Here is a 26,403-nt window from a genome sequence, read left to right as displayed (position 1 = left end):
ATAGGAAGGTGACATGCATTGGAACTCGTACAAAAAATTCAAAAACAATATTCTCATAAAAATGTCATTACACCGAAAGGGTACCGCGCAGGCGGTATGCATTGTGGACTGAAATATAAGCGCAGCGACTTAGCAATCATTTATAGCGAAGTTCCAGCGCATGTCGCAGGAGTATTTACGACAAATGCGATTCAAGCAGCACCTTTACATGTGACGAAAGAAGTCGTTTACGAAACGAAAAAGATGCAGGCGATTGTCGTCAATTCAGGAAACGCGAACGCATGTACAGGAAAGCAAGGACTGGAAAATGCGTATAAGATGCAACAAGCGACAGCTGAGAAATTAGGAATTGACTCGAACTTAGTCGGAGTAGCGTCAACAGGAATTATCGGAGAACAGATGAATATGGAACCGGTATTAACAGGAATCGATAAATTATATATCGGAACGTCTTCTGAAAATGCAATTCAAGTATCTCAAGCGATTTTAACGACCGATACTGTGACGAAAACGACATCATACGTTCTCGACATCGACGGCAAAGAAGTGACGATTTCAGGGGTCGCAAAAGGTTCAGGAATGATTGCGCCGAATATGGCGACGATGCTCGCATTCATTACGACGGACGCAGCGGTAACGTCAGAAGCGTTACAACAAGCATTGTCTTCGATTACAGATCAAACGTTTAACTCGATTACAGTAGATGGCGACACATCGACGAACGATACGGTTCTCGTCATGGCAAACGGAATGGCTGAAAATGACATGTTAACAGACGAACATCCAGACTGGGATGTATTCGTTGAAGGGGTACGTGCAGTAAGTGAAGATTTAGCGAAAATGATTGCAAAAGACGGAGAAGGAGCGACGAAGCTCGTTGAAGTGAATGTGAATAATGGAATGTGCGAGGAAACATCGCGCATCATCGCGAAAAAAGTGGTCGGTTCACCACTCGTGAAAACAGCGATGTATGGAAATGATGGCAACTGGGGACGTATTATTGCAGCCATCGGATATAGCGGTGTCCCGATCGACCCAAACAAAATTTCCATTAAGATCGGTCCATTTGACGTGCTCTCTATGGGAGAGCCTGTCCCATTTGAAGATGCAGCCGTGACACATTATTTAAAGAAAAGTGAAGTCGTCATCGATATCGATCTCGGAATCGGAGACGCTTCAGGAACAGCATGGGGGTGCGATTTATCATATGACTACGTGCAAATCAACGCTTCATACCGAACGTGATACGATCGTTTTAAAATTAGGTGGAAGTATGTTAAGTGAATTGAATGACTCATTTTTTACGAAGTTGAAAGAGATGCATCAACATTCAAATATCGTCATCACACACGGTGGGGGACCGAACATATCGCGCGCATTAGAAGAAGCGAACATACCGTATGAAACGGTAAACGGTTTGCGTGTTACGACGAAGAAGGCGGCAAAAATTGTACGCAATACATTGAATGGTGAAGTGAACGCACCACTCGTCCACCGATTGACAAAGGCTGGGCTTGAAGCGGTCGGTTTATCAGGGTATGACAATCAATTGTTCGTCTGTACATATTTAGACGAAGCGACGTACGGAGAAGTAGGCGTCGTGCAAGAAGTGCATAAAGCGTGGCTTGAAAAATTGTTCGCACTCAACGTCATTCCGGTCATTAGTTGTGTCGGATGTAATGAACAAGGAGAACCGCTCAACATTAACGGTGATGACGCAGCGACAGCGGTAGCCGTCAGCTTACAAGCGGATCAAATGATTTTCGTCACAGACGTACAAGGATTGCTCGTTGATGGAGAACTCATCGAGTCGACGACAGAATGTGAAATCAATCGTTGGATTGAAGATGGTACGATTTATGGCGGGATGATTCCGAAAGTGAAAGGTGCTTTAGCGACGATGAAAGAAGGCGTGGCGAGCGTTCAAATTACGAATGAAACACTACAAGGAACGACGATTGTAGATGACATAAAGGAGAATGTACAATGAGTGTATTATTTCAAAACTATGCGAGACGACCGATTGAACTCGTAGAAGGAAAAGGAACAATCGCTTACGATCAAAACGGTAAAAAGTATTTAGACTTCTCGAGTGGCATTGCTGTCACGAGTCTCGGGCATGCGAATGAAGAACTCGTACAAGTCGTTTGCGAACAGAGTAAAAAAGTGTGGCATACGTCAAACTTATTCCAAAACTCGAAGCAAGAAGAAGTGGCAACGAAATTAATAGAAGGAACTCACTTCGGACAAGCGCTCTTTTGCAATAGTGGAGCGGAAGCGAACGAAGCGGCGATTAAATTAGCGCGCAAACATACAGGGAAATTTAAAATCATTACATTCCAACAGTCGTTTCACGGTCGTACACTCGGTACGATGGCAGCGACAGGACAAGATAAAGTAAAAGAAGGTTTCGGCCCGATGTTAGAAACATTTGACATTATTCCTTACAATGACGAAGCAGCACTCGAACGAGCGATGGGAGACGATGTTGCGGCAATCATGTTAGAAGTCGTGCAAGGAGAAGGTGGAGTAGAACCAATTACCGCATCATTCGCTGATAAAATTAACGAAATGAGCAAACAATACGGAGCGCTCATCATCGTAGATGAAGTGCAAACTGGAGTCGGTCGAACAGGAACGAAATACGCTTTCCAACAGACGGCACTCCGACCCGATATTATGTCACTTGCAAAAGGTTTAGGAGGAGGTTTCCCAATCGGAGCGATGATCGCAACGAAAGAACTCGCTGACACATTCGGTCCAGGAACGCATGGGACGACATTCGGTGGAAACTACTTAGCGACAGCGGTCGCGTCGAAAGTGTGTGATATCATTTTCGATGAAACCTTCTTACAACAAGTGCAAGAAAAAGGCGCTTATTTAAAAGAAGCGATTGAAAAAGAACTTCCTTCACTGGAGACGAAAGGACAAGGTTTACTCTTCGGTATTCGTCAACAGGGCTGGGAAGTTGCAAACGTGTTAGCAAAAGCCGAAGAAGCAGGATTATTAACTGTTGCTGCCGGTAATAATGTTCTCCGTCTCTTACCACCACTCACTGTATCAAAAGAAGAAATCGACGAAGCAGTTCACATTTTAAAACAGATCCTATAAAAAGAAGCTTTCAAACTATTTTCGCCCCAGCGATTATAGCTTGAAAGCTTTTTATTATCCCCAAACGAGTTCAGCAATATAGATGACAATCGTTACGGTAACGGCGCTTAAAATCGTTGAAAATAAGACGATTTGCGCAGCGAGGTCAGGATTGACGTCATATTCAAAGGCAAGTGTCGAACTATTGCGTGAGGTCGGGAATGAACTGCCGATAAATAAAGATTTAGCGACAACTCCGTCTAATTTGAATAACAAGATGAGTAAGAAGGCAATCGCTGGGCTAATGATGAGGCGTAAAAAGGAACTCCAGTAAATGACACCTTGAAACATCGCTTTAAATTCAATTTGAGCAAGTTGTGCTCCGAGTAGTAAAAGAGCGAGAGGTAGAAAGCCGTCCGCCATTTGACGAATGGGAAGTTCAATGAAAGTTGGCAAAGACCATTGTAAATAGTTAAGTAGACTTCCCATCCATAAGGCATGAATAATCGGTAAGCGGAACAGTTCGCGTAAAATATCGAGGCCCGATTTAGAAGTAGAAATTAAATTGTATAATCCGTATGTGTACGTCACCACATTTTGTGCAATCATAACAATCATCTGAATCGAGACACCGATCGGTTGAGTGGCGAAAATCATTTGACTAACAGGCACTCCATAATTTCCTGAGTTCATGAGAACGATACTATTTTTAAATGTAGCTCCTGTATCTCTTTCAAGTTTCAAAGTGCGTGCTCCTACTTCGCTTACCGCAATCAATACGAGATTGAAAACAATTAAATAGAAGATGAGTTGTAAGAGGAGTGGTCCATCGAGAACGGTCTCGTACAAGCTAATGAAGACAGCAGCAGGTAAAAGAGCGTACGTTAATAAATGTGAAAAAGAACGTAAATCGAATTTGAAAATCCGTTGTAAGACACCACCGATGAAAAGTAAAACTAAAATTGGTGCGATAATTTCTTGCGCAATCGCAAAAAGAAACCTCATATGAAAACTCCTTTAATTATGTCATATCATAATTTCTTTATCTTAACATATTCGAAAGATGGGGGAATCCCCTAATAGTTGAAAAGGAGAAGTGGGCGTACAATGGAATTACATTGAAGCGATACCTTATTAAAGGAGGATATTTTTCATGACAAATCAAATCGAAAAGAAAATTGCAATTGTAGGAGCGGGCACAGCAGGCGTTACAATGGCGGCTCAATTACTTCGTAAAGCCCCTTATTTAAAAGATGACATCATCATTATCGATCCATCAGACAAACATTACTACCAACCATTCTTTACATTAGTCGGTGGCGGTGATTCCAAATTAGAAGATAATGTGCGTCCGCAAGAAGAAGTCATTCCAGAAGGAGCACAGTTACTTTTGGAAGCGGTGACGACATTCAACCCGAATTCAAACGAAATCGTAACGGACCAAGGAACAGTTGTGAAATACGAATATTTAATGGTCGCAGCGGGCATTCAATTAGATTGGGATAAAGTGAAAGGCTTAAAAGACACGCTCGGTAAAAATGGCGTGTGTAGTAACTATCATCAAGACTATGTGGAAAGCACATGGGAATCGATTAAAAATGTAAAAGACGGCTTAGCGATTTTCACACAACCGTCAACCCCTGTAAAATGTGCAGGAGCACCACAAAAAATTATGTATTTAGCAGATGAAGCATTCCGTCGTCGTGGTGTGCGTCACCGTACGAATATGGAATTCATTTCAGGAATGGATGACCTCTTCCCAGTAAAACGTTATTACCCTGTGTTGAAAAATCTCGTAAAACAAAAAGAGATTAAAGAAACATATTTCATGGATCTCGTTGAAATTGACGGACCGAATAAAAAAGCGACATTCGAACATGTGGAAACGAAAGAACGCATCACGCGCGACTTCTCAATGATTCACGTCACACCACCGATGTCGGCACCAGACTTTATCGCGAAAAGTCCGATTGCGAACGAAGCAGGTTGGGTTGATCTCGATATGTATACATTACGCCATACGAAATATGACAATATTTTCGGTGCGGGAGATTGCACGAGCCTTCCGACATCGCGTACGGGTGCAGCAATTCGTAAACAAGCACCTGTAGCAGTAGATAACTTACTTGCAATCATGAACGATAAAGAAATGACAGCGAAATATGACGGCTATTCATCATGTCCAGTCGTTACAGGATACGACACAGTTATGCTTGCGGAATTCGTATACGGATACGAAGCGAAAGAATCATTCCCAATCGACCAACGCAAACAACGTCATTCGATGCATTTCATGAAGAAAAACATTTTACCAATGATGTATTGGAACGGTATGCTTAAAGGCACGATGTAAGAAACGAAAGAGAGGAGAATTACGGTGACAACAGAAAAACGAGATTTAACAGAAGTCGTATCGACATTAGAGCGCGATGAACAATTAGAATCACTTTCGTACTTAGTTGATAAATTACCGACATTCGTATCAACCTTACAAGCAGTAGAAGATAAACTCGCTTTCGTCGCTGCATCGATGCAAGATGAGCGCAGTCTAGAATTGATTGCGGATGATGTCGAAGGAAAAATTGAACGACTCCATATCGATTCAACGCATTTAGATGCGATGATGACGATGGTGCAATTATTACCGAGACTCGTTCCTGTAATCGAACAAGTAGACAATGTCGTATCATTCGCTGAAAGTGTGTGGGGCGACAAACGTACGGTTGATCAATTAACGACAACGATGACAGAAACAGTAAAAGAATACGTCCCCATCGATAAAGGAAAAGAAATTATCGAAGAGACGAAAGAAGAATTTGAACGTACGAAAGACGACAGTCCCATTACAATTTTCGGCTTGATGAAAATGTTAAAAGACCCGGTTGTCCAAGACGGTTTAAAATATGCGCAAGCCTTTTTAACGACAGTTCAAAAGCATCGCAATTAGGCAAAGACAGAAGAGGAGCGAAAGTAATACAGCGCTCCTCTTTTTTGTTACACTAAAAGAAAAGGAGGCCGAACCATTGCCGAATACAGTCGATACGTATTTCACAGAAAACTTATTCAATCATTTACAAGATGGCATTATTGTCATGACGAGTACACGTACGATTATTCGAATGAATGACGCAGCGAAACGTTTAATGGGTTGGAAGGAAGGGGATGTCGTTCCGTATTGTGCGTATTGTGAAACTCGTGCATTACGTGAAGGAGAAGAACGTTGTTTTTTACTCGCAAATGATGGAAAAATCCCTTATTTTTCATCGAAAATGCCGAAAGTTGGGCAATATATGGTGAATGTAGAGATGAGTAATGTTTTAATGTACGAAGAAGCGGACGAAAAATATTATTTACTCGTCATACGTGACCGCACGTTGAAAGAAAAAGAAGATGCCGCGAAATTATCAAAAAAAATATTGCATCGCTTAACAGAAGCGCGTGAAGTAGAGCATAAACGTCTTAGCCAAGAGCTTCATGATGGAGTCGGTCAAGCGTTGTATAGTGTCGCAATCGCTATGGATAATTTATCGATGTCCATTGAAGATGAAGAACTCGCTACTTATTTGAAAGAAGTACGTCAAGAACTTGGAAAAGCGATGGAAGATGTGAAATTTTATTCGCAATCACTCCGTCCAAAAAGTTTAGACGCCCTCGGATTAATGCCGACAATTGAAGCCTTATTGCAATCCATTCGTCAAAAAATGCCGAGTTTAAATATTCGGTTAGAGACGAATTGCTACGACCGTTTAACGCCAATTGCTGAAATTAATATTTATCGGGTTGTACAAGAAGCGACACATAATATGATGAAATATGCACAAGCGACTGAAGCGCTCGTCCAATTCGAAAAAGATCCATTTGGTCTACAAATTATCATAGAAGATAATGGGATCGGCTTTCATGTGGAACAAGAAAAAGATGGGCTAGGATTGCTTCATATCGGAGAGAGAATTTCACAATTGAGAGGTAAGACAATCATTCAATCTGAAATTGGAATAGGAACAAAAATAACGATGTATGTCCCAAAACATCAATTGGTAGGTGATGATGATGATGAATATATTGATCGTGGATGATCATTTTCTCATTCGAAAAGGTGTGAGAATGTTGCTTGAGCGGTGGGATGCTGTCAAAACAATTGAAGAAGCGGATAATGGAACGGATGCCATTGTCTTAGCTGAACAGAAGCAACCGGATGTTGTTCTACTAGATTTATCGATGCCTGAAGGATTAGATGGATTTACGGCTGCTCAAAATATCCACAAAACCGTTCCAAATGCAAAAATTATCGTTTTGACGATGCACGATGAAGAAGCTTATATCCAAAAAGCATTACAGTTAGGAATATCTGGATATTTGTTAAAAAATAGCGAATCGAATGAGTTACAAGAAGCAATTGAAGCGGTCATGCGAGGAGAGAGATATTATCGTACACGAATTCCTTTAGAGCAACTTGAAAAAATGGAAGCAAGTGACTCTAGAAAATCCGTGCTCACTCCTCGAGAACAAGAAGTATTGCGATTAGTAACACTCGGATATACAAATATTCAAATTGGGGAACAACTCGTCATTAGCCCGAAAACAGTAGAGCGGCATAAATCAAATATGATGCAGAAGTTACAATTGCAAGAAATCCATGAACTGATTCAATATGGAATTAAAAATCATGTTGCGGATTTAGTATAGAATGATAAAATTGGACCAATATAAAAATACTGGAAAATAAGTTTCTTAAAGGAGAGACGAGATGAAAATCATTGTCCCGATTGATGGGACAAATCAATCGTATGAACTCGTCCCATTCGCAGTAGAACTGGCGAAACGTTACGGTGATGAAATTATATTTTTAAACATTCAACAAAACTTACAAGAGCTCGGGTTACCTGCAGTAAAAAAATCGGCTGAGTTGGTAAAAGATGAAGGAGTCGCTTACAGTGCGAAAGTGCGTACGGGAATTGCTGCGATGGAAATTGTAGCAGAGTCAAGCAATGCGAACATTCGCTACATCGTGATGGCGAAAGGAAAAGGGGATGAGGAAGCGATCGGAAGTGTCAGTGCTCACGTATTAAAGTTAGCGACCTGTCCTATTGTTTTCGTCCCGAAGTGTGCGATTGAAGTGAAAAATAGGAAAAGCCAGTGAGAAGAAACTTCTCACTGGCTTTTATTCGTTTATTGAACTTCCATAATGACGGGTAAAATCATCGGACGTCGTTGTGTCTTATCGTATAAATAAGGGTTCAGTTGTTCGATAATTTCATTTTTCGCAAGTTGTGCATCATATTCATTGTGGTGCAATAATACGTTTAAACGTTTTTGAAGCATTTTTTGTGCTTCATGAATCATCGAGCCTGATTCACGCATATAGACAAATCCGCGTGAAATAATATCCGGTCCAGACACAATTCGTTTACGTTTCGTATCGATTGTTGCAACTACGATGACAAGCCCATCTTCCGATAAAATTTTGCGGTCGCGTAAAACGACATTGCCGATATCCCCAATACCACTTCCATCAATGTACACATCTCCTGAAGGAATGCGTCCAGCAACACGTGCTGTATCTTGCGTTAATGCAAGTACTTCACCATTGCTTAAGATGAATGTATTTTCTTCTGGAACATCGCAATCGATTCCGAGTTTTGCGTGCATGCGCATCATACGGTATTCACCATGGATTGGCATGAAAAACTTCGGTTGAATTAAGCGAAGCATTAATTTTTGCTCTTCTTGTGAACCGTGACCAGATGTATGAATATTATTTAATGGCCCGTGAATGACGTCAGCACCTGCTTTAAATAATGAGTTGATTGTACGGTTAATACTTAACTTGTTCCCAGGAATCGGAGAAGAAGAGAAAATGACCGTATCTCCAGGTTGAATCGATACTTGGCGGTGTGTGCCGTTCGCAATACGCGAAAGAGCTGCCATCGGTTCGCCTTGAGAACCTGTACATAAAATCATCGCTTTATTTGCAGGGAGACGATTCAATGCATGCGCATCGACAAATAAATCATCTGGTGCATCAATGTAACCGAGTTCGCGTCCGATCGTAATAGCGTTGTCCATACTGCGTCCGAATACAGCTACTTTACGATCGAACAGTTGTGCAGATTCAATCACTTGCTGCAAACGGTGAATATTTGAAGCGAAAGTCGCAAAAATAATTCGCCCGTCCACTGCTCGGAAAATGTCTGTAATACTTTCGCCAACTTTACGTTCTGACATCGTGAAGTTTGGAATTTCCGCGTTCGTACTATCCGATAGTAAGCAGAGTACACCCTCACTCCCAATTTTCGCCATTTTCGCCAAGTTTGCAGGCTCGCCAACAGGTGTGAAGTCGAACTTGAAATCTCCTGTATGGACGATGTTTCCTGATGGTGTTTTAACGACTACACCGTAAGCGTCTGGAATACTATGTGTCGTCATGAAGAATGATACAGATGTTTTGCGGAATTTGATGACATCGTCTTCTTCGATTTCAATCAATTGCGTTGAACGCAATAATCCATGTTCTTCTAATTTTTTACGCAATAATCCGAGTGCGAGCTTACCACCGTAAACGGGAATATTCACCATTTTAAGTAAATATGGAATACCGCCGATATGGTCTTCATGTCCGTGTGTAACGAAAAGCCCTTTAATTTTATCTTCATTGCGCTTTAAAAATGTGTAATCTGGAATGACATAGTCGATTCCGAGCAAGTCATCTTCAGGAAATTTAATTCCTGCGTCGATGAGAATAATCTCATCTTGGAATTGCACACCGTACGTATTTTTACCGATTTCCCCTAGTCCGCCTAGAGCGAAAACAGCCGTTTCGTTATTTTTAATTATTTTCATTCGATGTCGTCAACCTCTGTGATGACGAAATGCTCGGATGCTTGTTCATATTCAAGATGAGTGCCTTCTAAAGGTTGAATGAACTCGATGTTGAGAACTTTTCCCTTTAATGCTTGACGCACCTCTTGTTCCGAATTTGCTTCAATGTACATTGCTTGAGTGTTTTCGCGGACTGGCACTTCATGTACATCTTTTTGATATAAAACTTTAAAAATCATTGTCGTATTCTCCTTTTTCGTTCAAATACTATTCATTTATAATATCATGGCAAATGAAAGAAATAAAGACAAGCTAATCTGCATTTTTAATAGATTAGCTTCTCTAGCATTCTATCCTTTTGCGTTTATGATTCGAGTGGTTGTGCGAACTCGTTCGCTTTTAACGGATTTTTCTCATCGATATGATCGAAGAACATAATGCCGTTTAAGTGGTCGAGTTCATGTTGAAAAGCGATTGCTGGCAAACCACGAAGGCGTTTTTTGAATTTTTTTCCGTCGAGGTCATACGCTTCAATTGTAATGCGTGCATAACGCGGGACATAACCTTCTACTGGACGATCTACAGAAAGACAGCCTTCTCCACTACCTAAAAAAGTTTGCTCAACCGAATGACTAACAATTTTAGGGTTGATCGCAATAATATCAAGTTCTGGCTCGTCTTCCCCTTCAATATAAATTGCAAATATGCGTTTTGATACATTAATTTGTGGAGCGGCAAGGCCGATTCCTGGACGCAAGTCGTATTTTTCTGCCAATTCATCATTTTGACTATTCAAGACATACTCCATTAAACTTTCTGCTATTTTACGATCTTCTTCACTGAGAGGGAGCGCAACTTCTTTTGCTACTTGGCGCAATGTAGGATGCCCTTCTCGAATGATATCTTTCATTAAAATCATGTGGTACTTCCTTTCTTTCATTATATTGTAACGGACAAACACTTATTATAAGTATAGAGCAAAACGTTCATTTAGAAAAGGCAGAAGTATCAACTCGTTTTAATATGAACAGTTTGAAATGAATCGAGATGTGGAATAGATAGAGGAAACAGATGAAATTCATAATGTATTATAGTACAGCTTACCTATTGAGGTAGTACAGAATGGTATAGCTTAAATAAGCATAAAACCGCTAAACACTAAGATTACGATGATTGACAAGCAGAAAAAACGTCTGTATAATTTGTAATTAAGATATATTGTACTACCTTGTCATTCATAAAGTATTAATACAGTTAAAGGAGAGGTGCTCACATGGCAGCAAATAAGAAAACGCAATTTGACCCAGTTCAAACATTGCAAGAAGTTGAAGAAAAATTTGAAATGCTTCAAATTTTAAACGAAAAAGGAGAGATCGTTAACGAGGATTTAATGCCAGACTTAACGGATGAAGAACTTGTTGAATTGATGGAGCGTATGGTATACGTTCGTGTGCTTGATCAACGTTCAATCTCTTTAAATCGTCAAGGTCGTCTCGGCTTCTATGCACCGACAGCAGGTCAAGAAGCTTCACAGCTTGCAAGTCATTTTGCAACGACGAAAGAAGACTTTATTTTACCGGGATATCGCGATGTACCACAAATCGTATTCCACGGCTTACCATTACATCAAGCATTCCTCTGGTCACGTGGTCATTATTTAGGAAGTGACTTACCAGAAGACTTAAATATTTTCATTCCACAAATTATTATTGGAGCTCAATACATCCAAGCAGCAGGTGTTGCGATGGGTTATCAAAAGAGCGGTAAGGAAGCGATTGCACTTACGTATACAGGGGATGGCGGTACGTCACAAGGAGACTTCTATGAAGGAATTAACTTCGCAGGAGCATTCAACTTGCCGGCGGTATTCATCGTACAAAACAACCAATTCGCAATCTCTACACCACGCGAATTGCAAACACGTGGTAAAACACTTGCGCAAAAAGGGATTGCAGCAGGTATTCCAAGCATCTTAGTCGATGGTATGGATGCGTTAGCTGTCTACAAAGTAACGAAAGATGCGCGTGATCGTGCAATTGCGGGAGAAGGTCCAACATTGATTGAAACGATGACATATCGATATGGTCCACATACGATGGCTGGAGATGACCCAACACGTTACCGTACGAGCGACACAGATGATGAGTGGGAGAAAAAAGATCCACTTGTACGTTTCCGCATCTTCTTAGAAGGCAAAGGCCTCTGGACAGAAGAGAAAGAAAATGAAGTGATTGAACGTGCGAAAGAAGACGTTAAAGAAGCGATTAAAAAAGCGGATGCTGCACCGAAACAAAAGGTGACAGACTTCCTCGAAATTATGTATAAAGGCGAAATGCCATATAACGTAAAAGAACAATATGACATTTACAAAGCAAAGGAGTCGAAATAAACTATGGCACAAATGACGATGATTCAAGCGATCACAGACGCAATGCGCGTAGAGCTTAAAAAAGATGAAAAAGTACTCGTCTTTGGAGAAGACGTCGGTGTTAACGGCGGAGTGTTCCGCGCGACGGAAGGTCTTCAAAAAGAATTTGGAGAAAGTCGAGTGTTCGATACTCCTCTTGCAGAATCAGGAATTGGTGGCCTTGCCGTTGGTCTATCTATGACAGGTTACCGTCCAGTAATGGAAATTCAATTTTTCGGTTTCTTATTCGAAGTGATTGACTCAGTAAGTGGTCAACTCGCTCGTCAAAGCTTCCGTACAGCAGGTAAATTAAATGCGCCTGTGACGATTCGTTCACCATTCGGTGGCGGTGTAGCAACACCAGAAATGCACGCGGATAGTTTAGAAGGAATTGTCGCATCACAACCTGGATTAACAGTCGTTATTCCATCATCGCCATACGATGCGAAAGGGCTTTTAATTTCAGCGATTCGCGATGAAAACCCAGTCATCTTCTTAGAGCATATGAAATTATACCGTTCATTCCGTGAAGAAGTTCCGGAAGAAGAATACACAATTCCACTCGGAAAAGCAGCTGTGAAACGTGAAGGTACAGATCTTTCAATCATCACATACGGTGCGATGGTTCACGAAAGCTTGAAAGCAGCAGAGGAACTTGAAAAAGAAGGACATTCTGTGGAAGTGATTGACCTTCGAACAGTTCAACCGTTAGATATCGAAACAATCATCGCTTCTGTCGAAAAAACAAATCGTGCAATCGTCGTTCAAGAAGCACAAAAACAAGCAGGTATTGCGGCGAATGTCGTAGCAGAAATTACAGAGCGTGCGATTTTACATTTAGAAGCACCTGTACTTCGTGTAACGGCACCGGATACAATTTATCCATTCGCTCAAGGTGAGCGCGCTTGGTTACCGGATGCAAATGACATTAAAGAAACAGCATTGAATGTATTGACATTTTAATTGACACAATAAAGGATGAGCGAGAGTCACATGGACTCTCCGCTCGAATTTGATAAAGAAAGGGTGAGCAATTTGGCATTTAAATTTAAGTTGCCAGATATCGGTGAAGGTATCCATGAAGGTGAAATCGTAAAGTGGTTCGTAAAAGAAGGCGATGCAATCGAAGAGGACGATACATTACTTGAAGTCCAAAACGATAAAGCGGTCGTTGAAATTCCGTCACCAGTGACAGGAACAGTAGAAGAAATTCACGTTGAAGAAGGAACTGTAGCAGTCGTTGGAGATGTTTTAGTAAGCTTTGACGCACCTGGTTATGAATCAGATGATTCAGACGATGAAGAAATCGAACAACCGAAAGCAGAAGAGAAAGTAGCGGAAGAGCCGAAGCAAGAAGCAACACCTGTTGCAAAAGAGCAAGAAAAAGGTGAAGCCGTTCCGTCAAAAGGTCCTAGCCGCGTTATTGCGATGCCATCTGTACGTAAATTTGCTCGTGACAATGACGTTCAAATTGCCGACGTAACAGGAACAGGTAAAAACGGTCGTATATTAAAAGAAGATATCGAGGCATTCTTAAACGGTGATCAAACAGCACCGGCAGCAGATTCAACTTCTGAAGAAACAGCAGCACCAGAAGCAAAAGCTTCAAAACCTGACGTTCCAGAAGGAGACTTCCCGGAAACGCGTGAAAAATTATCAGGTATGCGTCGTGCGATTGCAAAAGCGATGGTAAATTCGAAGAAAACAGTTCCACACGTTACATTAATCGACGAAGTAGACGTAACGAAACTCGTTGCACATCGTAAGAAATTTAAAGAAGTGGCAGCAGCGAAAGATATTAAATTAACATTTTTACCATACGTCGTAAAAGCACTCGTTGCGACATTACGTGAGTTCCCTGTATTGAACACATCACTCGATGATGAGACAGACGAACTTATCCAAAAACATTACTACAACATCGGAATTGCAGCGGATACAGACCGTGGACTTCTCGTTCCAGTCGTGAAACATGCAGACCGCAAATCAATCTTTAACATTTCATCTGAAATTAATGAACTCGCAGTGAAAGCACGTGACGGTAAACTTGCTCCAAATGAAATGCAAGGTGCTTCATGTTCAATTACGAATATCGGTTCAGCAGGTGGACAATGGTTTACACCAATTATTAACCACCCAGAAGTAATGATTTTAGGAATCGGCCGCATCGCTGAAAAAGCGATTGTAAAAGATGGCGAAATTGTTGCAGCTCCAATGCTCGCATTATCGTTTGTATTCGATCATAGAGTTATTGATGGCGCAACAGGTCAAAATGCGTTAAACTATTTTAAGGAACTCATAAGTAATCCAGAACTATTATTAATGGAGGCGTAAGCAAATGGTAGTAGGAGATTTTCCAATCGAAGTTGACACACTCGTAGTAGGATCAGGCCCAGGAGGATACGTTGCAGCGATTCGTGCAGCACAACTCGGTCAGAAGGTAGCAATCGTGGAGAAAGATGAACTCGGTGGCGTATGTTTAAACGTCGGCTGTATCCCATCTAAAGCTTTAATCTCAGTAGGAGAGCGTTTTGTGCAAGCACAAGAAGCAGACGATATGGGAATTGAAGTGAAAGACGTTAAGCTCGATTTCTCACAAGCAATGAAGTATAAAGAAAGCGTCGTAAACCGTTTAACAGGTGGCGTTGAAGGATTGCTGAAAGGGAATAAAGTTGAAATTATTAAAGGGGAAGCATATTTCAACGATGCGAACACTGCACGCGTGATGAACGAAGACTCTGCACAGACGTACAAGTTCAAAAATGCGATTATCGCCACAGGTTCACGTCCAGTTGAAATCCCTGGTTTCGCTTACTCAAAACGTGTTCTCAACTCAACAGGAGCACTCTCATTAGAAAAATTACCTAAAAAATTAGTTGTCATCGGTGGAGGATACATCGGGACAGAACTCGGTTCAGCATACGCGAACTTAGGAACGGAAGTAACGATCCTTGAAGGTGGAAAAGACATTTTACTCGGCTTCGAAAAACAAATGACAGCAATCGTCAAAAAAGGCTTGAAGAAAAAAGACGTTGAAATCGTTACAGAAGCACTCGCTAAAGGTGTGGAAGAAAAAGACGACGAAGTGAAAGTAACTTACGAAGTAAAAGGTGAAGAGAAAACAATCGAAGCTGATTACGTACTCGTTACAGTAGGTCGCCGTCCAAACACAGACGAAATCGGTTTAGAAGGCGTTGGAATCGAAATGACAGACCGCGGATTAATCAAAGTAGATAAACAAGGTCGTACGAATGTTCCAAACATCTATGCAATCGGTGACGTTGTCGAAGGTCCACAACTTGCGCATAAAGCTTCATACGAAGCAAAAGTAGCGGCGGAAGCTATTTCAGGTGAAAAATCTGAAGTAGACTACATCGCAATTCCTGCAGTATGCTTTACATCTCCAGAACTCGCAACAGTTGGTCTTTCAGAAGATCAAGCGAAAGAAGAAGGTTATGAAGTAATCGCTGGTAAATTCCCATATGCTGCAAATGGCCGTGCACTTGCACTTGGTGCGACTGAAGGATTCGTTAAAATCGTCGCTCGTAAAGAAGACGGACTCATCCTTGGTGGTCAAATCGTAGGCGCGAACGCATCTGATATGATTTCAGAGTTCGGTATTGCGATTGAAGCAGGTATGACACTTGAAGATATGGCAATGACAATTCATGCTCACCCAACATTAGGTGAAATTGCGATGGAGGCAGCGGAAGTTGCTCTCGGCAAGCCGATTCATATGGTAACAAAATAAAATAGCTTGTTATACCGCTTATACGTCGTATAAGCGGTATTTTTCATAGGAGGATATAAATGGATTACAGTTACCCACTCGACCTCGATTGGTCAACAGAAGAAATGGTACAAGTCGTACGCTTCTTTGAAGCAGTTGAACAGGCGTATGAAACATCTGTTTCACGCGATGATTTAATCGAAGCTTATCGTCAATTTAAAACAGTCGTTCCATCGAAAGCAGAAGAGAAAACAATTTTTCGACAATTTGAAAAAGCGAGTTCATACAGCTGTTATCACGCTGTAAAACTCGCTAAAGAAAGTCCAGATGCAACCAAAATTTCAATGAAGCGTTAAGGGGTATTGATATAGAGACGGTATACTGGCATCAATTGTTCAAACGTTTTATGAACGAGATCGAAAAATTGAATTTTCGATAATTGGCAAGCCTCTTTTGCTGTCAAACTAACGCCGATGACAAGTTCTGCGCTTTTCACATCGTGCAAACGAGCGATGAGAGCTTCGATGCCGTTTTGGCCGAGTGACTGTAAAGAGTCGCTCGGTTTTTTCGTATGATCGCCACTCATGATGAAGTGATCCGGTAAGTTTATAATGACTTCAGGATGTTTCGTTAAAGCCTCACTAATTTCACGCTTTTTCGTATTTTCATAAATGACGACGAGCGTAATAAACAGTCTGTCGTCCCACAAGCCGATTTGGAAGTGAGGTAACGCTTTATAGCCTCGTTTTGACGGTGCGAAAGCGACCCAGCTATCGTTCGGAGGGTTGACAGTCCGTCTCGCGTGTTTCGCTACATGTGGATGAAACTCACCTAAACCATGAGCGGATAATGTCGCACTGTATATTTCGCCTAGCTCCCTAAATTTTGGTTGAATTTGTTGTTGTAAGGCGGTCATTCTATTTTCAAGTCCTTCTATTGTAAATACATTAAAATCATCTTCTGTCCAATAAGTCACAAAACATTCTCCTTTCACATAGGTTTAGTGTAACAAAAATATGGGAATAAGTAGAGTATAAATGACGAGGAGAGAGGATGATTAATATGCGACAAGTGATTGACTTGAATACTGAACTTAATCAATATGAAGTATACATTCAAGGGTTGCGTTATGAATTAGATTATGAGTTGCTTTGTTTGCATGATGCGATGCAAAGAGAAGAACAAGATGCCGCTCAAATGAGTAAAAAACGTTTATTTGAAATTACAGACGAATTGAAACAGTATGGGGAGTTGTAGATGAAACGATCGTTGCGAAAGAATAATGAAACGACATAAGGTATGAACGAGCGATGAGACGTTTGTTCATACCTTTTTCGTGTTATAATTAACAATAGAAGGTGGTGGCACATATGAATTGGGGCGCGATTGACAAATATGCAAAATCATTAATAAAAGAAGCGGGACATCGCATCCGTGTATCCTTTTATACGAATATTTCCGTTGATACGAAAGCGAGCGCAAATGATTTAGTGACGAATATCGATCGAGAGATTGAACAATTTTTTATCGAACGCATTACGAAAGATTTTCCTGAGCATCGCATCGTTGGAGAAGAGGGATTTGGAGATACGATCGATTCATTAGACGGGGTCGTTTGGTTTTTAGATCCCATTGACGGCACGATGAACTTTGTTCATCAAAAAAGAAATTTTGCAATTTCTTTAGGCATTTACGTTGATGGAGTAGGGATGTTTGGCTATATTTATGATGTGATGCGTGATGATTTTTATCATGCAACGCGAGGAGAAGGGGCTTATTTCAATGATGAACGTCTACCGCGTCTTGAAAACACACCGCTCTCAGAAGCTGTTATAGGGATTAATGCCATTTGGGTAACGCCTAATCGATATGTTGAACATGAACCGTTAATTGAGCTTGTGCGCAGTTGCAGGGGCACTCGGTCTTACGGTTCAGCAGCGATTGAATTAGCTTATGTTTCTAGTGGTAGAATGGATGCTTACATGTCGATGCGATTATCACCATGGGATGTTGCAGGTGGTATGGTTATTGCATCGGAAGTAGGTGCTGTTTCTTCGACGATGACAGGAGAACCTCTCTCCCTATTAGGACAAGAAACATTCATCGTGGCAAAGCCAGGGCTTCAACAACATATTTTAAAACACCATATTCGATTGAAATAAAAAATGCCTGCGCACATAAGTACGCAGGCATTTTGATGTGAATTATGGCGTAATTTCAACATCGTGAATTTTAAAGATATTGGCTGTCGACATTTTAAAGCCTTTTACTTTATTGCTGACAGCTGTTAAATAATCCGGGTGGTTCAAGTACATCATCGGTGCTTCATCGATGAGAAGTTGTTGTAATTCTTCATAAACGAGGCGACGTTTTTCGGTATCTTGTTCTTCACGGCCTTGTTTTAACAATTCATCGACACGATCATTTGCAAAGAACATTGCATTTGGAGGCGCACCTTTACCAGATGAGTGGAATAAGTTATACAGTCCATTGTCTCCGTCTGCTAAACTGTTCCCCCAACTCAGCATGTACATATCGTGTTTTCCAGCGCGAAGTTCATCTAAATACGCACCGAATTCCATCGTTTCAATCGTCATATCAATGCCGAGATCTTTCAAAGTAGATTGTAAGATGACAGCTGTATCTTTACGCTTATCGTCATCGTTTGTCCAGAATGACAATTTCATGCCTTCTAGATTTTTTTCTTTTAAAATTTGTGTCGCTTGTTCGACATTATAAGGTAATGGTTTTAAGTTTTCAGAGAAGCCGAATGCGAGCGGTGCAAGGGGACCGATTGCTTCTTGAGCATACCCTTCATAAACCCCATCGATGATTTCTTGTTTATTGACAAGCATTGTCATCGCTTTACGAACATCGACATCATTGAACGGTTCTTTTTCGACGTTGAAGCCGATAAATGTGAGACCAGTCGATTGTGTGACATCGATTGTTGCATAGTCTCCTTCGTTAATCGTTTCAACTTGTGTCGCTTGCATTTCTTCGGCGATATGAATGAAGCCACGTTCTAAGTCGGCAACACGTGTCGCTGTTTCAGGAATGACTTTAAAAATCGCTTTCTCGTATTTAACAGGTTCTCCCCAGTAATCTTCATTTTTGACGAGTGTAATTTCTTGATCAGGTTTCCACTCTTCAAATTTTAAGAAGCCTGTGCCGATCGGTTTTTGGTTGACGATCGTACCGACTGCTTTCCCTTCTTTCATAGCAGCGTAATCTTCTTCGATGACTTTAGGACTCACCATTCCTCCAGCGCTATGTGATAAGTGTACGAGAATTGGTGAAAATGGGAACTCTGTTTTCACTTGTACTGTATAATCGTCGATGACGGTAACAGATTCAATCATATCGAGTGTGTTCGCTTTCGGTGAGGCAACTTCTTCATCTAAGATACGATCGAGATTCATTTTGACAGCTTCAGCATTGAAATCTTCTCCATCGTGGAATTTGACCCCTTGACGCAGTTTGAATTCCACTGTCGTTTCATCAATGAACTCCCAAGATTCTGCAAGGCTCGGAATAATTTCATTATTGTCGTCACGTTCTGTTAGTTTTTCGAAAATATTCGCTTGAATTTTTTCGCTTGATAAATCATTAGATCCTGCAGGGTCAATCGTTGTTGCTTCAATTGCCACACCGATGACGAGTTCATTTGCAGCTTTGTCGTCTGATTCTGTTCCTTTTTCTGATGTGTCTTCATTTGAATCGTTTGAAGAACAAGCGATTAAAATGACAGACAACATCGCGAGTAAGAAAGCAAAACCAAATTTACGTATTGTCATATTGATAAATACCCCTCTCTACATGTAAAATAATCGTGCTTCTTCTTACTTTACCAAATGTCATTAGATTTATAAATCATTTTGATTAAAATCATTCATTTCAATTATCGTTCATGTCATACTATAATGACCGATGACGGCTTTTCATCGTTGGACGAACTGAGAAAGAAGGTTGAATTTATTGGAGATTCGTCAACTACGAACATTTATTCAAGTTGCAAATTGTGAAGGATTTACGAAAGCAGGAGAACGACTTGGCTATACTCAATCTACCGTTACGAACCACATTCGGGCGATTGAAGAAGAGGTAGGAAATCGCGTGTTCGATCGCTTAGGGAAAACGGTGACGTTAACAGACAGTGGAGAGCGATTATTAACTTATGCGAAGCAAATTGTACAATTGCATGATGAAGCGGTGCGTTCAGCACAATGTATGGAAACGCCCAAAGGAACGATTCGCATCGGCGCGAATGAATCGCTTATGGCCTATCGTTTGCCAACGATTTTGTCTGAATATAAAAAGAAATATCCGAATGTTCATCTTTTATTACAGCCATCAGAAAATCAGTCATTGCAACAAGAATTAAAAGAAGGAAAATTCGATTGTGCATTGTTTATTAATCCAGAGCGATTGAATGAAGATATCGTGACCATCGATTTAATTGAAGAAGAGCTTGTGATCGTTGCATCCCCAAATCATCCGTTAGCGAAAGGGCTGAACATTCATTATCATCAGTTGAAAAATGAAGTGTTTTTACTGACGGAACCTGGAAGTTATCGTGAATTGTTAGAATCGGAATTAGATGAGCGCCGCATACCGTATCACGCATTATCTTTTTGGAGTATTGAAGCAATTAAGCAGTCTGTGAAAGCAGAGCTCGGGTTGTCGTTTTTGCCGAAGATGACGGTTTGTGAAGAGTTGAGTCGGGGAGAGCTCGTGCAGTTGCAACTCGCTTGTCAAACATTTATCGTGCATACACAACTTGCATATCATGAAGATAAATGGATGACACCAGCGCTTGAGAGTTTTATGCACACGGTGACGACGCAAGCGAAAGAATGGAAATGAGAACGGAGGTAGCATGTGTCAAGATGGATTGAATGGATAGGGCTTATTATAGGTTCTTTCTTATTTGCATTTGGGGTGAACTATTTCTCCATCCCGAACGAATTAGCAGAAGGGGGCGTCATCGGTCTTACGATTATCGCCTATTATGTATTTGAATGGTCTCCAGGTCTGATTAACTTTATTTTAAATGGACTTTTATTAATTATCGGTTATAAATATTTCAGTCGAAAAACATTATATTATACGATTGCTGTCACCCTTATGTCGTCGTTTTTCTTGTATCTAACGGAAGGAATTTTACTCACTCCACATGAGGATACTTTACTCGCGGCATTATTTTCAGGATTGTTCGTAGGTATTGGTCTCGGCTTGATTTTCCGCGCAGGAGGGACAAGTGGAGGTTCGGCAATCTTAGCCCAACTTGCCCATCAATTTTTAGGTTGGTCAATCGCCAAAGGAATGCTTCTCATCGATGTGCTCGTCATCGCAGGATCATACTTTGTTATCGGAGAAGCGAAAGCGATGTACACACTCGTTGCGGTTTATGTTGGAGCGAGAGTGATGGACTATGTTATTGAAGGACTGAATCACCGAACAGCAGTGACAATCATTTCACGTCAACCGGAAGCGATTCGCGATGAAATTATGAAAAAAATTCAGCGTGGTGTTACTGTATTGGACGGACATGGTGGTTATACGGGAGAAGAGAAAGAAGTGCTCTATATCGTCATTAACAAACCAGAACTTGTGAAGCTAAAAGCGCTCGTGTCAGGCGTTGATGAAGACGCATTTGTCGTCATTCATGACGTACGTGAAGTGCTCGGAGACGGTTTTCAAAAAGCTGTGAAATAAAAAAATGCCTGAAGTCATATAGAGTGTTGACTTCAGGCATTTTATTATTGAGACATTTTCGCACGTTTGCGGCGACCTTTCCACATTTGATATTGGAAGCGTACGGTGCAGCCTAAGCAGAAATCAAAGAATAAAGCTAAACCTGTCGCAATTAACATCATAATCGAGAAGACATATCCTGCGATTGTCCACCCCATTGTAAATGATAAAATAGCAAATCCTAGCATAATCGTCGCAATCCATTGGTTGAAGATTTGTTGATCTTTATCTTCCGGATGATATTGATCAGCTGGTTTACGTAAAAATGGGCGTGCTGCAATGATGACAGGATTCATTTTAGTAAGCACAGTAAATAGTCCGAGAACAAAGGGAATGTACAAAATATTTGGGTTGACGAACATTCCGAGTAGAACGGTGACAATAATAAATACTTGATTCGTTTGAACGAGTGGTTTTGGTATCATTTGTGGTGTTGACATATGTAACTTCCTTTCTAACTATGTTTATCTTTTCACATACTATGTAACAATTTAACATGATTAGTTGTGAAACTCTAGTGAATTGCTCATACGGTATGGGGTTTACGGAATGTTGTTAAATCAATGTTTAAAGCAATTTAAAGATGAGAGAAATGCTAAAGTATGCTAAAATAATAGTAGAGATTATTGTGGAAGTTCACAATTTAGACAAAAAGATAACGATTGAAAGAAGATGCTATTTTGTAAGATTTCTTATATCATAGTAAGAAGGAGAGTGAACAGATGAAAAAATGGGTGAAGCCGTTTGTTCTCGTCATAGTGCTCACGCTGTTTTTAGCAGGCTGTTCAGCATTTGAAAAAGAGCGCTCAGTTCTCGTAATCGGTGATGAACGAGATTGGGATGATTCGCCAATTGCTTGGACGAATCAACTTGAGAACAACAAAACATTCGAAATAAAAAAAGAAGAAGTAGATGGAAAGAAAATTGTCTATATGAGCAGGCAAATGGCTGATATTTTAATTGATGAGCGCCTCTTGCGTGTGAAAACAGATAAAAAATATAAAGCATGGCGCAGAATCGATTCTGAGCGTCCGTTATTATCTTTTGCCACATCAGAATCTGTCTTACCAGAAGAGATCCGGGTAACAACGAGTTACAGTGGTGATTTAGCGATTGGTGACGAGCGGTTTGATTATGCAGATGTCGTTATTATTGCGGATGTCGATTCATTTGAAGATTTAGATTTAGAGACACGTTCTCTCGCGTTACTTCAGTTTAAAGAAGAACGTCTCGCGCAATTGTTTACGCATTTTGAAGATGATATTGCGATTGAGGCTTTTAAAGTTGTAAATTAACTAAAAAACGGAGTTGAGATAGTATACCTCTCAACTCCGTTTTTGAATTATTGAAAAGGGTGACGAGTTGTTATTTCTAATTCGTATGTCTGAACGAATGTGACAACGCCTCTCGTTCCGAATGCCAGATCGACATGAGGTTTCACATAAGAGTAATAATCATCAATTGTGCGACAAGAACGGTTTTCAGGAAAGACGACAGTGAAGTGAAAATCAACGCGGTTTTTATCGTAGGATGAACGATAACGAAGGCGGGCATTTTTCGTTTGAATGACGGTGGTATCGGTATAATGAAATGTGTCATTCGGAATGATTGAAGTAATTCCAATAGCGACGATCAAAAGTTCATCCCCTTTCATAAAAAGTTAGCAGTAATTTTGGAAATCTTGCCCCACAACTTGCCCCAAATTGAGTTATTTATATGTATTCTTATAGAGAGGCATATTCGACTGGAAATATAAGAAAACCCCATCATATCAACGTTTGTTGATAGATGAGGCTTCTTGTAAAAAGGCTGAAAAATCGTGAAAAAATTAACGTGAGTAGAACTCAACGATTAATGCTTCGTCGATTTCGCTTGATAATTCGCTACGTTCTGGTAAACGAACGAATTTTGCTTTTTTAGCTTCTGCATCGAACTCTAAGTATTCTGGAACGAAGCTGTTTAATTCTAAAGCTTCAGTTACAACGCTTAAGTTTGATGAACGTTCGCGTAAAGAGATTTCTTGACCTGGTTTTACGCTGTATGATGGGATGTCAAGACGTTTTCCGTCCACTAAGATGTGGCCGTGGTTAACGAGCTGACGAGCAGCACGACGTGTGCGTGCAAGACCCATACGGTATACTAAGTTATCAAGGCGTGTTTCGAGTAAGATCATGAAGTTCTCACCGTGTACCCCTTGCATTTGACCTGCTTTGTTGAATAAGTTACGGAATTGACGTTCGTTTACACCGTACATGAAACGAAGTTTTTGTTTTTCCTGTAATTGTTTACCGTACTCTGATAATTTCGTACGTTGAGTTGGACCATGTTGTCCTGGTGCGTATGGACGCTTTTCGATTTCTTTACCAGTACCGCTTAAAGAGATTCCTAAGCGACGTGAGATTTTCCAAGTTGGACCTGTATAACGAGCCATGAATGACTCCTCCTTTTAAATTGGTTTTATTTGTAAAATAAAAACCAGAAGTACGCGTCACCTTATCTATTCTAACTTATTGCACCTTCGTTCGAGCAGCCATCGAATTACGTGATGCATCACCACGAATGTGGATTAGAATAAAATAAAAATGTGTACAACTGCTGCGTTTATCTTACACTTGAAATATTCTACTAGCTATCTCAACGCTTGTCAAGGAATAGGGGAAAGGAAGGAACTAATATAATTCATTTCGTTTAGTAGCAATAGTAGTTACTTTGTATTATAATAATTGTGTTAATCAAGTGGATAGTGAGGTGACCGATGGAATGGATGCTCAAACGTATGAATCGTTGAAAACAGAAATCTATAGCTTATATGATGCGGAAATGATTGAATGGACGCACGCTTTATTATACGAAAAGATAAAATTAGTTCTAAAAGGCTATTTCAACGTTCAACGTACTCAGCTTTTGTATGCTGAACATCAACAGCTCATCTCTTATCAAAATCATCATGGCCTTCCTTTTTCTATTATAGATTCTTTTATTAAAGAAGAAGACTTCGAACCGAAAATGCAATGGTTGTATGAAATGTACGAACATCAATACGATGATGTTTTAGCCTATCGCGAAGGTGAACAAGTGTTAGTTGTAATTCTTCTTCAATCTACTGAACAATGGATCGCATTTAAAAAAGAAGAACGATATCAGGAATTTAGTCGCATGTTCTTTCAAGCATGTCGCTTTATTACAAAATTGATGAAAATGCAAAATCGTGAAACGAATTATCGCAAGCTCTATGAAGTAACAAAAGCTTTTAATGCGACGATGGAGAGCAAAGAAATTTTAGATCTTGTTATGCGAACGATTAAAGAACGCTTTCCAAATATGAGGGTCGACTTATTGTTGTCACACGAACAAAAGGAACATGTTACGAGCTACCGTCTTTTTGATTATTTAAATGAGCGTCAATTGACAATTGAAGCTTTTTTATCTGGAGAAATGACGATTGATGAAGGACGACTCCCAACACGTGTTGTGCGCAACGTTCCGATTAAAGGAAAACAAGGGATTTATGGAATTTTACAAATTTGTTCCAGTAAATCTTATGTCTATTCAGAACTGGAAATAGAATTTATCCAAATGGTTGCACAATCTGCTGGAAATGCTTTGGAAAATGCTAGTTTGTACAACCAATCATCCAATTTAATCGATGATTTACAATTAGTGAATGAAACATCAAAGCGTTTAAATGATAATTTAGGTTTACGAGAAATGATTGTCTTTTTAAAAAATCAACTCGTTCGTGCTTTCCACCCAACGGAATACGCTTTTGTATTTTTTGAAGAAGGTTTATTGCATATTTTAAAAGAAAGTTCACCATATTTCGCATCGGAGCGAGGTGAGCGTTATTTGTATCAAATTGGACAGAGAATTATCGAAACAAATGATGCGATTTTCGATGCTGATTTTGATATTGATTCATCAAAAGTACCAGAATTTCAATCTTTAATTGCAGCTCCAGTCATTAGTCGAGGTCAAGTGCAAGGATTTGTAATTTTATTACATCAAGAAAAATATGCCTTTTCATTTGAAGATTTTAAATTAGTCCGTTCTTTAATTAGTCATGCGAGTTTAGCGCTTTCAAATATATTATTGCGTGAACAGCTTCAAGAACTTGTTGATAAAGATAGTTTGACAAAATTGTATTCTCGTCGCTATGCAGATAAAGTGATTGCGCAATCTTTAAAATACGACGAGTGTGGCGTTTTACTCATTTTAGATATAGATGATTTCAAAAAAATAAATGATACACATGGTCATGCGATTGGAGACCAAGTGCTCGTTCAAGCAGCGAAAATCGTGAAATCGATTGTAGGCGAATATGGAATTGCTAGCCGTTGGGGTGGCGAAGAAATTACGGTATTATTGCCCGCGATTGATCTATCCAATGGCTTGAAATTTGCAGATCAAATATTAGAACAAATTCCTATAAAAACGACCCCAAAAGTGACAGTCTCTATGGGTGTGATGTATTGGTCAAAAGCGAATCAGTACACATATAAGGAATTATTTATTTTCACAGACGAAGCTTTGTATGAAGCGAAAGGAACTGGGAAAAATAAATATGTGATTTATAAGCCACTGCAATCCGATGGATGATAGA

Annotated in this window: 28 protein-coding genes; 19 read left to right on the top strand and 9 right to left on the bottom strand. The window is 40.2% G+C overall.

All coding sequences use genetic code 11. The features are described 5' to 3' along the window. Nucleotides 1–18 precede the first annotated feature (18 nt). The 3 genes from argJ to IRY55_RS10275 are packed head-to-tail and all read left to right on the top strand — an operon-like array spanning nucleotide 19 to nucleotide 3,111. Entirely contained in the window at nucleotides 19–1,245 is a 1,227-nt protein-coding gene (gene argJ, locus IRY55_RS10285; protein ID WP_194563232.1) for a bifunctional glutamate N-acetyltransferase/amino-acid acetyltransferase ArgJ, read from the top strand. Beyond that, nucleotides 1,208–1,990, top strand: a complete 783-nt coding sequence (gene argB / locus IRY55_RS10280; RefSeq protein WP_213086699.1) for an acetylglutamate kinase — start codon at nucleotides 1,208–1,210, stop codon at nucleotides 1,988–1,990. Before argJ ends, argB begins: the two co-directional genes overlap by 38 nt. Next, nucleotides 1,987–3,111 carry an acetylornithine transaminase gene (locus IRY55_RS10275; RefSeq protein ID WP_194563231.1) on the top strand — a complete coding sequence of 375 codons (1,125 nt, stop codon included), beginning with the start codon at nucleotides 1,987–1,989 and terminating at the stop codon, nucleotides 3,109–3,111. Before argB ends, IRY55_RS10275 begins: the two co-directional genes overlap by 4 nt. A gap of 54 nt (nucleotides 3,112–3,165) precedes the next feature. Here the strand turns inward: IRY55_RS10275 and IRY55_RS10270 are convergent, their stop codons facing one another. Further along, nucleotides 3,166–4,095 (bottom strand): AEC family transporter, encoded by a 930-nt coding sequence (locus IRY55_RS10270; RefSeq protein WP_194563230.1) that lies wholly within the window; start codon nucleotides 4,093–4,095, stop codon nucleotides 3,166–3,168. 148 nt (nucleotides 4,096–4,243) lie between these two features. Here IRY55_RS10270 and IRY55_RS10265 point away from each other — a divergent pair, with 148 nt between their 5' ends. The 5 genes from IRY55_RS10265 (at nucleotide 4,244) to IRY55_RS10245 (ending at nucleotide 8,230) form a co-directional block, all read left to right on the top strand. Further along, a complete protein-coding gene (locus IRY55_RS10265; protein WP_194563229.1) occupies nucleotides 4,244–5,443 on the top strand; it encodes an NAD(P)/FAD-dependent oxidoreductase in 1,200 nt (399 codons plus the stop codon). A 24-nt stretch (nucleotides 5,444–5,467) separates the two neighbouring features. Then, on the top strand, nucleotides 5,468–6,037 hold the full coding sequence (locus IRY55_RS10260) for a DUF1641 domain-containing protein (protein WP_328799651.1): 570 nt from the start codon (nucleotides 5,468–5,470) through the stop codon (nucleotides 6,035–6,037). Between the two features lie 76 nt (nucleotides 6,038–6,113). Beyond that, nucleotides 6,114–7,166, top strand: a complete 1,053-nt coding sequence (locus IRY55_RS10255; RefSeq protein ID WP_235961124.1) for a sensor histidine kinase — start codon at nucleotides 6,114–6,116, stop codon at nucleotides 7,164–7,166. Continuing rightward, nucleotides 7,141–7,776, top strand: coding sequence for a response regulator (locus IRY55_RS10250; RefSeq protein ID WP_194563228.1), 636 nt, complete (start codon nucleotides 7,141–7,143; stop codon nucleotides 7,774–7,776). The genes IRY55_RS10255 and IRY55_RS10250 overlap by 26 nt, the downstream gene beginning before the upstream one ends. Nucleotides 7,777–7,837: 61 nt before the next feature. Next, a complete protein-coding gene (locus IRY55_RS10245) occupies nucleotides 7,838–8,230 on the top strand; it encodes a universal stress protein (RefSeq protein WP_194563227.1) in 393 nt (130 codons plus the stop codon). 29 nt (nucleotides 8,231–8,259) lie between these two features. Here the strand turns inward: IRY55_RS10245 and rnjA are convergent, their stop codons facing one another. The 3 genes from rnjA to def all read right to left on the bottom strand — a co-directional run bounded on the left by rnjA (nucleotide 8,260) and on the right by def (nucleotide 10,828). Next, nucleotides 8,260–9,930 carry a ribonuclease J1 gene (gene rnjA / locus IRY55_RS10240; RefSeq protein ID WP_194563226.1) on the bottom strand — a complete coding sequence of 557 codons (1,671 nt, stop codon included), beginning with the start codon at nucleotides 9,928–9,930 and terminating at the stop codon, nucleotides 8,260–8,262. Further along, a complete protein-coding gene (locus IRY55_RS10235; protein ID WP_194563225.1) occupies nucleotides 9,927–10,148 on the bottom strand; it encodes a DNA-dependent RNA polymerase subunit epsilon in 222 nt (73 codons plus the stop codon). Before IRY55_RS10235 ends, rnjA begins: the two co-directional genes overlap by 4 nt. A 125-nt stretch (nucleotides 10,149–10,273) precedes the next feature. After that, a complete protein-coding gene (gene def / locus IRY55_RS10230; protein ID WP_194563224.1) occupies nucleotides 10,274–10,828 on the bottom strand; it encodes a peptide deformylase in 555 nt (184 codons plus the stop codon). 354 nt (nucleotides 10,829–11,182) lie between these two features. On the opposite strand from def, the gene pdhA reads away from it, so the two are divergent. From pdhA to IRY55_RS10205, 5 genes are all read left to right on the top strand, one after another. After that, a complete protein-coding gene (pdhA, locus tag IRY55_RS10225) occupies nucleotides 11,183–12,298 on the top strand; it encodes a pyruvate dehydrogenase (acetyl-transferring) E1 component subunit alpha (RefSeq protein WP_194563223.1) in 1,116 nt (371 codons plus the stop codon). A gap of 3 nt (nucleotides 12,299–12,301) precedes the next feature. Further along, nucleotides 12,302–13,279, top strand: coding sequence for an alpha-ketoacid dehydrogenase subunit beta (locus IRY55_RS10220; RefSeq protein WP_194563222.1), 978 nt, complete (start codon nucleotides 12,302–12,304; stop codon nucleotides 13,277–13,279). 72 nt (nucleotides 13,280–13,351) lie between these two features. Further along, the gene (locus IRY55_RS10215; protein ID WP_194563221.1) at nucleotides 13,352–14,650 is read left to right on the top strand and encodes a dihydrolipoamide acetyltransferase family protein; all 1,299 of its coding nucleotides are present in this window, start codon (nucleotides 13,352–13,354) and stop codon (nucleotides 14,648–14,650) included. 4 nt (nucleotides 14,651–14,654) lie between these two features. Then, entirely contained in the window at nucleotides 14,655–16,067 is a 1,413-nt protein-coding gene (gene lpdA / locus IRY55_RS10210) for a dihydrolipoyl dehydrogenase (protein WP_194563220.1), read from the top strand. 59 nt (nucleotides 16,068–16,126) lie between these two features. Beyond that, nucleotides 16,127–16,402, top strand: a complete 276-nt coding sequence (locus IRY55_RS10205; protein ID WP_194563219.1) for a UPF0223 family protein — start codon at nucleotides 16,127–16,129, stop codon at nucleotides 16,400–16,402. Here IRY55_RS10205 and IRY55_RS10200 read toward each other — a convergent pair. Then, nucleotides 16,399–17,022 carry a YktB family protein gene (locus IRY55_RS10200; protein WP_194563218.1) on the bottom strand — a complete coding sequence of 208 codons (624 nt, stop codon included), beginning with the start codon at nucleotides 17,020–17,022 and terminating at the stop codon, nucleotides 16,399–16,401. The genes IRY55_RS10205 and IRY55_RS10200 overlap by 4 nt on opposite strands. A gap of 77 nt (nucleotides 17,023–17,099) precedes the next feature. Here IRY55_RS10200 and IRY55_RS10195 point away from each other — a divergent pair, with 77 nt between their 5' ends. Both IRY55_RS10195 and IRY55_RS10190 read left to right on the top strand, forming a co-directional pair. Next, nucleotides 17,100–17,303, top strand: a complete 204-nt coding sequence (locus IRY55_RS10195; RefSeq protein WP_235961123.1) for a hypothetical protein — start codon at nucleotides 17,100–17,102, stop codon at nucleotides 17,301–17,303. A gap of 113 nt (nucleotides 17,304–17,416) precedes the next feature. Beyond that, entirely contained in the window at nucleotides 17,417–18,208 is a 792-nt protein-coding gene (locus IRY55_RS10190) for an inositol monophosphatase family protein (RefSeq protein WP_194563217.1), read from the top strand. Nucleotides 18,209–18,250: 42 nt separating this feature from the next. Here the strand turns inward: IRY55_RS10190 and IRY55_RS10185 are convergent, their stop codons facing one another. Next, nucleotides 18,251–19,843: a glutathione ABC transporter substrate-binding protein gene (locus IRY55_RS10185; RefSeq protein ID WP_194563216.1), complete on the bottom strand. Its 1,593-nt coding sequence runs from the start codon at nucleotides 19,841–19,843 to the stop codon at nucleotides 18,251–18,253. Nucleotides 19,844–20,024: 181 nt separating this feature from the next. On the opposite strand from IRY55_RS10185, the gene IRY55_RS10180 reads away from it, so the two are divergent. Continuing rightward, nucleotides 20,025–20,912 (top strand): LysR family transcriptional regulator, encoded by an 888-nt coding sequence (locus tag IRY55_RS10180; protein ID WP_194563215.1) that lies wholly within the window; start codon nucleotides 20,025–20,027, stop codon nucleotides 20,910–20,912. Between the two features lie 15 nt (nucleotides 20,913–20,927). Continuing rightward, nucleotides 20,928–21,764 (top strand): YitT family protein, encoded by an 837-nt coding sequence (locus IRY55_RS10175; RefSeq protein ID WP_194563214.1) that lies wholly within the window; start codon nucleotides 20,928–20,930, stop codon nucleotides 21,762–21,764. Nucleotides 21,765–21,808: 44 nt separating this feature from the next. Here IRY55_RS10175 and IRY55_RS10170 read toward each other — a convergent pair whose 3' ends face one another. Continuing rightward, the gene (locus IRY55_RS10170) at nucleotides 21,809–22,243 is read right to left on the bottom strand and encodes a DUF4395 domain-containing protein (RefSeq protein ID WP_235961122.1); all 435 of its coding nucleotides are present in this window, start codon (nucleotides 22,241–22,243) and stop codon (nucleotides 21,809–21,811) included. 282 nt (nucleotides 22,244–22,525) lie between these two features. On the opposite strand from IRY55_RS10170, the gene IRY55_RS10165 reads away from it, so the two are divergent. Beyond that, on the top strand, nucleotides 22,526–23,098 hold the full coding sequence (locus tag IRY55_RS10165) for a lipoprotein BA_5634 family protein (protein WP_194563213.1): 573 nt from the start codon (nucleotides 22,526–22,528) through the stop codon (nucleotides 23,096–23,098). A 47-nt stretch (nucleotides 23,099–23,145) separates the two neighbouring features. Here the strand turns inward: IRY55_RS10165 and IRY55_RS10160 are convergent, their stop codons facing one another. Together IRY55_RS10160 and rpsD are read right to left on the bottom strand one after the other, a co-directional pair. After that, nucleotides 23,146–23,439 carry a hypothetical protein gene (locus tag IRY55_RS10160; protein WP_194563212.1) on the bottom strand — a complete coding sequence of 98 codons (294 nt, stop codon included), beginning with the start codon at nucleotides 23,437–23,439 and terminating at the stop codon, nucleotides 23,146–23,148. 192 nt (nucleotides 23,440–23,631) lie between these two features. Further along, nucleotides 23,632–24,234, bottom strand: a complete 603-nt coding sequence (gene rpsD, locus IRY55_RS10155) for a 30S ribosomal protein S4 (protein ID WP_194563211.1) — start codon at nucleotides 24,232–24,234, stop codon at nucleotides 23,632–23,634. Between the two features lie 329 nt (nucleotides 24,235–24,563). Between rpsD and IRY55_RS10150 the strand changes: the two genes are divergently transcribed. Further along, complete coding sequence (locus IRY55_RS10150; RefSeq protein WP_194563210.1) at nucleotides 24,564–26,399, top strand: sensor domain-containing diguanylate cyclase; 1,836 nt, start codon at nucleotides 24,564–24,566, stop codon at nucleotides 26,397–26,399. The last annotated feature ends 4 nt before the right edge of the window (nucleotides 26,400–26,403 follow it).

The sequence above is a fragment of the Savagea serpentis genome (genome assembly GCF_015351395.1).
GTDB lineage: Bacteria > Bacillota > Bacilli > Bacillales_A > Planococcaceae > Savagea > Savagea serpentis.
This window is presented reverse-complemented; position numbering and strand designations above follow the sequence as displayed.

Coding starts and splice junctions, on each gene's coding strand:
- def (WP_194563224.1), bottom strand. CDS start 10,828: ATGATTTTAATGAAAGATATCATTCGAGAAGGGCATCCTACATTGCGC.
- pdhA (WP_194563223.1), top strand. CDS start 11,183: ATGGCAGCAAATAAGAAAACGCAATTTGACCCAGTTCAAACATTGCAA.
- IRY55_RS10275 (WP_194563231.1), top strand. CDS start 1,987: ATGAGTGTATTATTTCAAAACTATGCGAGACGACCGATTGAACTCGTA.
- rpsD (WP_194563211.1), bottom strand. CDS start 24,234: ATGGCTCGTTATACAGGTCCAACTTGGAAAATCTCACGTCGCTTAGGA.
- IRY55_RS10185 (WP_194563216.1), bottom strand. CDS start 19,843: ATGACAATACGTAAATTTGGTTTTGCTTTCTTACTCGCGATGTTGTCT.
- IRY55_RS10195 (WP_235961123.1), top strand. CDS start 17,100: ATGATTAATATGCGACAAGTGATTGACTTGAATACTGAACTTAATCAA.
- IRY55_RS10265 (WP_194563229.1), top strand. CDS start 4,244: ATGACAAATCAAATCGAAAAGAAAATTGCAATTGTAGGAGCGGGCACA.
- rnjA (WP_194563226.1), bottom strand. CDS start 9,930: ATGAAAATAATTAAAAATAACGAAACGGCTGTTTTCGCTCTAGGCGGA.
- lpdA (WP_194563220.1), top strand. CDS start 14,655: ATGGTAGTAGGAGATTTTCCAATCGAAGTTGACACACTCGTAGTAGGA.
- IRY55_RS10245 (WP_194563227.1), top strand. CDS start 7,838: ATGAAAATCATTGTCCCGATTGATGGGACAAATCAATCGTATGAACTC.
- IRY55_RS10190 (WP_194563217.1), top strand. CDS start 17,417: ATGAATTGGGGCGCGATTGACAAATATGCAAAATCATTAATAAAAGAA.
- IRY55_RS10270 (WP_194563230.1), bottom strand. CDS start 4,095: ATGAGGTTTCTTTTTGCGATTGCGCAAGAAATTATCGCACCAATTTTA.
- IRY55_RS10165 (WP_194563213.1), top strand. CDS start 22,526: ATGAAAAAATGGGTGAAGCCGTTTGTTCTCGTCATAGTGCTCACGCTG.
- argB (WP_213086699.1), top strand. CDS start 1,208: ATGACTACGTGCAAATCAACGCTTCATACCGAACGTGATACGATCGTT.
- IRY55_RS10220 (WP_194563222.1), top strand. CDS start 12,302: ATGGCACAAATGACGATGATTCAAGCGATCACAGACGCAATGCGCGTA.
- IRY55_RS10250 (WP_194563228.1), top strand. CDS start 7,141: ATGATGAATATATTGATCGTGGATGATCATTTTCTCATTCGAAAAGGT.
- IRY55_RS10150 (WP_194563210.1), top strand. CDS start 24,564: ATGGATGCTCAAACGTATGAATCGTTGAAAACAGAAATCTATAGCTTA.
- IRY55_RS10205 (WP_194563219.1), top strand. CDS start 16,127: ATGGATTACAGTTACCCACTCGACCTCGATTGGTCAACAGAAGAAATG.
- IRY55_RS10170 (WP_235961122.1), bottom strand. CDS start 22,243: ATGTCAACACCACAAATGATACCAAAACCACTCGTTCAAACGAATCAA.
- IRY55_RS10235 (WP_194563225.1), bottom strand. CDS start 10,148: ATGATTTTTAAAGTTTTATATCAAAAAGATGTACATGAAGTGCCAGTC.